This window comes from Sulfurimonas sp., assembly GCF_028694895.1.
Classification (GTDB): domain Bacteria; phylum Campylobacterota; class Campylobacteria; order Campylobacterales; family Sulfurimonadaceae; genus Sulfurimonas.
Genome location: NZ_JAQVKA010000081.1, coordinates 1 through 6,411 on the forward strand (window position 1 = coordinate 1; position 6,411 = coordinate 6,411).

Annotated in this window: 8 protein-coding genes; 4 read left to right on the forward strand and 4 right to left on the reverse strand. The window is 34.1% G+C overall.

The genetic code is table 11. The features are described 5' to 3' along the window. From asd to PHI38_RS08200, 4 genes are all read left to right on the forward strand, one after another. The coding region (asd, locus tag PHI38_RS08185) for an archaetidylserine decarboxylase (RefSeq protein ID WP_299854909.1) at positions 1-482 on the forward strand (482 nt) is incomplete at its 5' end. Positions 483-555: 73 nt separating this feature from the next. Further along, positions 556-918, forward strand: coding sequence for a response regulator (locus PHI38_RS08190; protein ID WP_299854912.1), 363 nt, complete (start codon positions 556-558; stop codon positions 916-918). Positions 919-930: 12 nt separating this feature from the next. Continuing rightward, complete coding sequence (locus PHI38_RS08195) at positions 931-1,545, forward strand: chemotaxis protein CheC (protein WP_299854914.1); 615 nt, start codon at positions 931-933, stop codon at positions 1,543-1,545. After that, a complete protein-coding gene (locus PHI38_RS08200) occupies positions 1,542-2,825 on the forward strand; it encodes a diguanylate cyclase (protein ID WP_299854916.1) in 1,284 nt (427 codons plus the stop codon). The genes PHI38_RS08195 and PHI38_RS08200 overlap by 4 nt, the downstream gene beginning before the upstream one ends. 21 nt (positions 2,826-2,846) lie before the next feature. Here the strand turns inward: PHI38_RS08200 and ychF are convergent, their stop codons facing one another. The 4 genes from ychF to PHI38_RS08220 all read right to left on the reverse strand — a co-directional run. Beyond that, on the reverse strand, positions 2,847-3,947 hold the full coding sequence (ychF, locus tag PHI38_RS08205) for a redox-regulated ATPase YchF (RefSeq protein ID WP_299854918.1): 1,101 nt from the start codon (positions 3,945-3,947) through the stop codon (positions 2,847-2,849). Between the two features lie 81 nt (positions 3,948-4,028). Then, positions 4,029-4,535: an RNase H family protein gene (locus PHI38_RS08210; RefSeq protein WP_299854921.1), complete on the reverse strand. Its 507-nt coding sequence runs from the start codon at positions 4,533-4,535 to the stop codon at positions 4,029-4,031. 20 nt (positions 4,536-4,555) lie between these two features. Then, positions 4,556-5,398, reverse strand: coding sequence for a zinc transporter ZupT (zupT, locus tag PHI38_RS08215; RefSeq protein ID WP_299854924.1), 843 nt, complete (start codon positions 5,396-5,398; stop codon positions 4,556-4,558). 49 nt (positions 5,399-5,447) lie between these two features. After that, positions 5,448-6,411: leucyl aminopeptidase (locus tag PHI38_RS08220; protein ID WP_299854927.1), on the reverse strand; the 964-nt coding region annotated here is incomplete at its 5' end.

A 6,411-nucleotide genomic window follows, 5' to 3' on the forward strand; every position in this document is an offset into this window, starting at 1 on the left:
AAGAGGAGAAAGAGCTTATAAATAATGGTACTTTTATAAACTTCTATCTCTCGCCAAAAGATTATCACCGTTATCACATACCGACAAATCTAAAAGTTTTAAAAGCTGTTCATATACCAGGGAAATTTTTCCCTGTAAACATACCATCTCTTAAAAAAAGAGTTAATCTTTTTATAGAAAATGAGAGAGTTGTTCTGCTTTGCGAGAGTGCTTCAAAAAAGAGATTTTATATAGTGCTAGTGAGTGCTTTAAATGTTGGTGTTATGCAAGTCTCTTTTGAGCCAAAGATAAAAACAAATGCTGATGCGCAAAAAAGTAGTGTTTATAACTATGAAAATCTATATCTAAATAAAGGTGATGATTTTGGCTGTTTTGAGATGGGTTCAACCATAGTTATATTGGCCCAAAAAGAGATGTTAGAACTTAGCGTAAAAGCAGGTGAAGATGTTAAGTACGCTCAAAATATAGCAAAATTAAAGTAGTCATAAAGGTTACTTAATTGAAAATAGCATACAATTGAGTACATAATAAAGAAAAATAACGAAGGGGTATCTATTGAAAATCTTGGTTGTAGATGATTCAAAAATAGCTAGAATGAGCGTCATAAAAAGCCTCAAAGTGGTTCATCCTGATGCTGAACTTATTCAAGCAACAAATGGATTAGAAGCTGTTGAGTCTTATAAAAAAGAGAGGCCTGATGTTGTTTTTTTAGACCTTACTATGCCTGTTATGGACGGCTATGAGGCTCTAAAGAAGATAAAAGAGATAGATAAAGAGGCTCAAGTTATTGTTGTGAGCGCAGATATTCAAAGTGAAGCAAAGTTAAGAGTTTTGGTAGCAGGCGCTAAAAATATGTATCCAAAACCGATCAATGTTGAAATAATGGTACAAATTTTTGAACAAGACATATTGTTATAGGGGCACAAAGTATTGAATTTACAATTTAATGAAGATCAAATTGACGCACTAAGAGAGTTTATGAATGTCTCTATTGGTGCAGCTACTGCTAGCATGGCAAACTTGCTAGATGCTTTTGGAACGATGCATATTCCTAAAATAGAGATTTGTAACAGCGATGAGCTTGCAGATAAAATTCAAAATTCTATAGATATAAGGTCTATGTATTTTGTTATAAAGCAGCTATTTACCGGTAAGTTTGGTGGAGAGTGCATGTTTGTAATCAGTGAAGACTCATCAATAAATCTTGGAAGACATCTATATGATATAGAAAATCCATCTTTTGATGAAGTAAATGACGCGGTTATAGAGCTTACAAACATACTAACTTCAACAATAGTAAGCAGACTAACTCAAGAGTTAAATACTCAAGTGCAATTTTTTGTTCCATCATTGCAATTCTTAGACGCTGCTTCTATCGTGAGTGAAGAGGATGTTGGAGAGTATTCAAAAATTATTATAATTAGTACAATTTTAGATTTTAAAGATAAGCAGATTAAAGGTAACGTATATATACTCACTAAAGATGAAGCCATAGCGAGCTTAAGAGGTTTGATTGATAGAAAAATAGAAGAGATTTATGGATGAATGTGATTAAATATCCTGATATATTACTAGACTCACTTGAAAACGGGCATATGATAATCGATGAAAATTATACAGTTAGTTACTGGAATAGATGGCTAGCTATAAATACTCAAATCGACAAAGAGGATATCATAGGTAAAAATTTAGAAGATTTTTATCCAGATATAAACTATAAAGTTCTTCACAGAAAGATAAAAACTGCCCTAACCATAGGAACTCCTACATTTTATGATACAAACAGTAGTAAAAAATTTATATCTATAAACCGCAATAAGGTAACAACCTCTTCATTACAACTCATGCAACAACAAGTAACTATCTCTCCATATATTATCTCCGAGAACAAAGTTATGATCTCTATCTATGATATTAGTGAACTCTTTGAAACGAAACTATTGATTAAAAAAGAGATGAATAAAGTAAATAAATTAAATGAAAAATTAGAAGCAGAAAAAGAGATAATTGATAAAAATATTATGATTATGAAAACTTCTGTAAATGGAATAATAAAAGATGTAAGCAGCTTTTTTTGTGACTCTTTTAACATTGATAGAGATGAGATTTTAGGTCAAAATATATCTATCTTTAAATTAGATGATGTGTCAGATGTTATCTATAAAGAACTTTGGACGACTATAAAAAATAAAAAGTCTTGGAATGGAGAGCTTAAATACATAACTTCAAAAGGTCAAGCAAAATGGTTCCAATCCAGAGTGATGCCAATTTTAGACATACATGGAGAAGTTCATGAGTTTAATGCTGTTTATCATGATATTACCAATGAAAAACTCCTAGCAGAACTCTATATAACAGACTCTCTAACAAAACTATATAATCGTGCTCATTTCGATGAAACTATAAATTTAATTGTTAAAAATCAAAGAAAAGCAGATAGTGAATTTATTTTAGTACTTGTTGATATTGATAATTTTAAAGTTATAAACGATACTTATGGACACCAAGTAGGAGATGAAGCACTTATATCTGTAGCAAATACACTTAAATCTTCACTCAGAGATAATGATCTTGTTGCTAGATGGGGTGGAGAAGAGTTTGTAATCATGCTTAAAGATACAACTATCAATGAAGCAAAAGTGATTGTAGAGAAGATTAGAGCGAACATAGAAAATTCTATCATTAACAATGATATAAAGCTCACAGCTTCTTTTGGTTTTACAAAGTATATTTTAGGCGAAGATTCAAAAGAGATATTTAAAAGAGTCGATGACGCCTTATATGAGGCAAAAGAAGCTGGTAGAAATAGAGCAGTTTTAAAGTAGAAACTTTAAAACTAAAATCTATTAGATATTAAATCTAAAGTGCATTATATCGCCGTCTTGAACTATGTACTCTTTGCCCTCTAGACGCATCTTTCCAGCCTCTTTAGCTTTGTTTTCACCACCACATGTAATATAATCATTATATGCGATAACCTCTGCTCGGATAAATCCTTTTTCAAAGTCGTTATGAATAACGGCAGCTGCTTTTGGTGCTGTTGTATTTTTACGAATAGTCCATGCACGAACCTCTTTAACGCCAGCAGTAAAGTAGCTCATAAGTCCCAGTTTATCAAACCCTTTTTGTATGATTTGACTAAGACCTGAATCCTCAACGCCAAGTGAAGATAAAAACTCTTCTGCTTCTTCATCACTAAGACTAATCAGCTCCTCTTCAATCTTTGCGCAAAGCTTGATTAGCTCACAGTTGTTTCTTGCAGCGTGCTCTTTTAGTTTGATAACAAAATCGCTATCTTCAAGTAAGCCATCCTCATCAACATTTGCACCATACATTATCTCTTTGCCAGTTAGAAGTCTTACTTCATTGTTTAGTTGCTTGTACTCTTCGCTCTCGCATTTAGGAAAATTTCTTGCTAAATTGCCATCAGCCAAATACTCTAAAAGTTCTTCTGCCAAAACTAAAAGGGCAGCCGCAGTTTTGTCTGTTTTAGCTTGTTTTTTAAGTCTATCAGCTCTGTTTTGTAGAACTTCGATATCTGCTAAGATAAGTTCACCCTCAATTATCTCAACGTCTCTTATAGGGTCGATAGTAGCTTCTGTATGCACTATGTTATCATCTTCAAAACATCTAACGATATGTAAAATAACTTCTGTCTCACGAATATTTGATAAAAATTTATTTCCTAAACCCTCACCCTTACTAGCACCCTTAACTAAACCAGCGATATCTACAAAGTCTAGTGTTGAGTACTGAATTCTCTCAGGGTTTACAATCTTTGCAAGCTCTTGAAGTCTGCTATCTGGAACAGGAACTACTGCTTTGTTTGGCTCTATTGTACAAAACGGATAGTTTGCCGCTTCTGCATTTTGTGCTTTTGTTAGTGCGTTGAAAGTTGTTGATTTACCTACGTTTGGAAGTCCTACAAGACCGATACTTAAACCCATAATTGACCTTTTGTATTATTAATTAGTTTCGCATTTTAGCTAAAGTTAGCATAGAGACTCATAAGAGAGAGTTTTTTGTATCTATACTTTATTTCGTAACTCTTCTCTTAGCGCGTCCCTTGAGGCTCTATCCACCAGTGTAAAAAGATTATCTACATAATCTTTATCTTCTTTTTTCTTATGACCTTTAATTTTTATAATATCACACTCATTATATGTGATGAGTTTATAAAATTTTTTATATAGTTTGTGATTCTTTAATGGTTCATTTTTCTTGTTCATGAAGTTATTTTCAATAAGCTTATTTTGTCTCTCAAGCAGTGAGATAATATTTTGAGAATCTGTATAGATGATAATCTTTCGTTTTTTAAACTTTATACTCTCAAGTGCCCATACTAGGGTTTGTAACTCAAGTTTTGATGAAGTTGCATCCTCAAATCTTTTTGTTTTGATTCTATCTTCAGGGTAGGGGACTTCAAGCTCATACTCACTTAGGAGTAGAGATGCTCCATATCCTATGCTCATTTGAGGATTTACACTTGCATCTGTAAATAAAAAAAAGGTAGGCTTGTTTATATCAACATACATGTAACTGAGTCCCCTTAGATTTATACTAGCTTAAAACCAATTAAACTTATAGCCATAACTAACATTCCCAAAGATATTCCAACTATAGTTGTGTGGGCATTTCCATAAACTCTAGCAGCTGGAAGTAGTTCGTCAAAGGATATATAAATCATTATGCCTGCAACAAGGCCAAACGTTATACCAAGTGTTGCTCCTCCCATAAACGGAAAGAGCAAAAAGAAGCCTACCAGTGCTCCTACTGGCTCTGCTAAACCTGAGAGTGTTGCATACCAAAATGCGCTTTTCTTATCTCCAGTTGCGTGATATATAGGCAGAGATACAGCCATCCCCTCTGGTATATTATGAATAGCAATGGCAAAAGCTATGCTAATACCAACTGTTGGATCATGAAGTGCCGATACAAAGGTAGCAAAGCCTTCAGGAAAATTGTGTATTGCAATAGCTAGTGCCGTAAACAAGCCTGTTCTTTTTAAAGCTAAATTACTCTTTTGATTTTTAGCATCAGCTTTTAATTCCAAAAGTTCGCTGTTGCTTTTAGTTTCATGTGGATTTACATCATCAGGAATAAGTCTATCAATGATGGCACTTAACAAAATACCAGCAAAAAAACATAAAACGCTTAAAGCTTCACCGGTGATTTCATTTGAGTAAAGAAGTGTAAATGACTCTTTTGATTTTACTAAAATCTCAACAAAAGAGACATATATCATAACTCCAGCAGAAAACCCTAAGCCTAGTGATAAAATGGTATAGTTTTTACTCTTTGAAAAAAATGCCAATACGGCACCTATGGACGTTGACATCCCTGCCAAAAGGGTGAGCATAAAGGCAAATAGTATAGTTTCAAAGGGTAATCCATGCATGCATGGATTATATGATTTTAAAAGTAAATTATGCCTTTAGAGAGTAAACCTATTTTATCTCTTTGATAAACTCACACATAAGACGCACACCTGCACCAGTTCCGCCATAAACATTACAATCCCAAGGAGTTTCTGTATAAGCTGTTCCAGCTATGTCAAAGTGCATCCACTTGTTTTTGTTCTCTTCGCGGATAAATTTATCTAAAAACAATCCAGCAGTAATTGCTCCTCCATAAGGTTTTGAAGATGTATTGCTTATATCTGCTATCTCGCTTTTGAGAAGTTTTTTAAGATGGCTATTAAATGGAAGTGAACTTATGAGCTCCCCAGATTCACTACCAGCGCGAGAGATATCGTGCTTTAACTTATGAGAGTGTCCCATCAATCCTGTTGTATATTGACCAAGGGCTACCATACAAGCACCTGTAAGTGTTGCAAAGTCAAAGATATAGTCTGCCTTAACGCTATCTTGTGCATAATCAAGAACATCAGCTAAAACCAAACGCCCCTCAGCATCAGTGTTTCTAACCTCGATAGTAGTTTTACTTCTTGAGACTAAAACGTCATCAGGCTTGTATGCGTTTCCACCTATCATATTCTCAACTGCGCCGATAAATGCGTGAACTTCAACATCAAGTTTTAATTCACTTACAGCTTTTATGATTCCCATAACCGCACATGCACCAGCTTTATCCATCTTCATAGTTACCATAGAAGTGGCAGCTTTTAGGCTAAGTCCACCGCTATCGTATGTTAAACCTTTTCCAACAAGTGTAATAACTTTTTTAGGATTTTTTGGTTTATATGCTAGGTGTATAAGTGCGCTCTCATGAACAGAAGCACGCCCAACTGCAAGCATCGCACCCATCTTCTCTTTTTCTAGCGCTTTCTCATCTAAGATAGTGCACTCTAAGTTATTCTTTTTTGCTAACTCTTTTGCAACGTTAGCTAGTGTTTGAGGGTTAATCTCTTGAGGTGCTTTATTTACAATGTCACGAGTAAAGTTTGTAGCG